This is a genomic window from Mesorhizobium sp. M7D.F.Ca.US.004.03.1.1 (genome assembly GCF_003998635.1).
GTDB lineage: Bacteria > Pseudomonadota > Alphaproteobacteria > Rhizobiales > Rhizobiaceae > Mesorhizobium > Mesorhizobium loti.
Map to the genome: position 1 here is coordinate 1 of NZ_RZQG01001570.1, position 735 is coordinate 735.

Below are 735 nucleotides of genomic sequence, written 5' to 3' on the forward strand. Positions count from 1 at the left end.
AGCCCTTATCCTCGGCGAAGAACCGGTCGAGCCGTGCCAAGACGGCCTCCTTCAGCGTCGCACCGCCATCGAGCGCCACGGCAATGTCACCGTAGAAGGAAAGCGCCTGTTCGCCTGCGCCGCCATGCACGTCGCCGAGAACGTTGATGGCCGAGGCCATGGCGCTGTTGATGCCGACGCCGCAGGTTGCCGCCATGCGCGCGATGGCGATCGATGGCGCCTGCGGCCCATGGTCGACGGCGGCACCGAGCGCAATGCCGAGCAGCGCCGCCTGGTCCTCGCTGGGCAGTTCGCCACGCAGCATCAGCCAGATCATCGCTGGGAAGCTGACGCGGCCGATCAGATCCTGGATCTCGTAGCCGCGAAGCCGGATGATGCCCGGCCGCATCTCGATGATATCGGTCTGCCACCATTCCTCGCCGCGCTCGCGGCCAGTCTTCTTCTCCGTGCCGCTCATGCCCGTGCCTTTGCCTTGGCGCGGGGTGGCAGGTCCGCGAACACCTCGCCCATATGTTCGCCGAGCGCCGGCGGCGGCTTCCTCGGCAAGGGTGCAACGCCATCGACCATGAAGCCGCCGCGCAGAACGGTCAGCGGCTTGTCCATGCCAGCCACATCATCAAAATTGGTGGTCACCTGGCGTTCGAGGACTTGCGGCTCGGCCAGCACTTGCGGGATCGTCAGCACCCTGCCGGCGGGCACACCGGCACGATTGAGCGTCTCTTCCCAGTCTGCCGC

2 protein-coding genes are annotated in these 735 nt (G+C 66.8%); both read right to left on the minus strand.

Going from position 1 to position 735, the window contains the following annotated elements:
* On the minus strand, positions 1-457 hold a 457-nt coding region (locus tag EN935_RS38755; RefSeq protein WP_281040419.1), incomplete at its 3' end, for a citrate/2-methylcitrate synthase.
* A partial coding sequence (locus tag EN935_RS38760) for a CoA transferase (protein WP_206534709.1) occupies positions 454-735 on the minus strand: 282 nt, incomplete at its 5' end. The genes EN935_RS38760 and EN935_RS38755, both read right to left, overlap by 4 nt.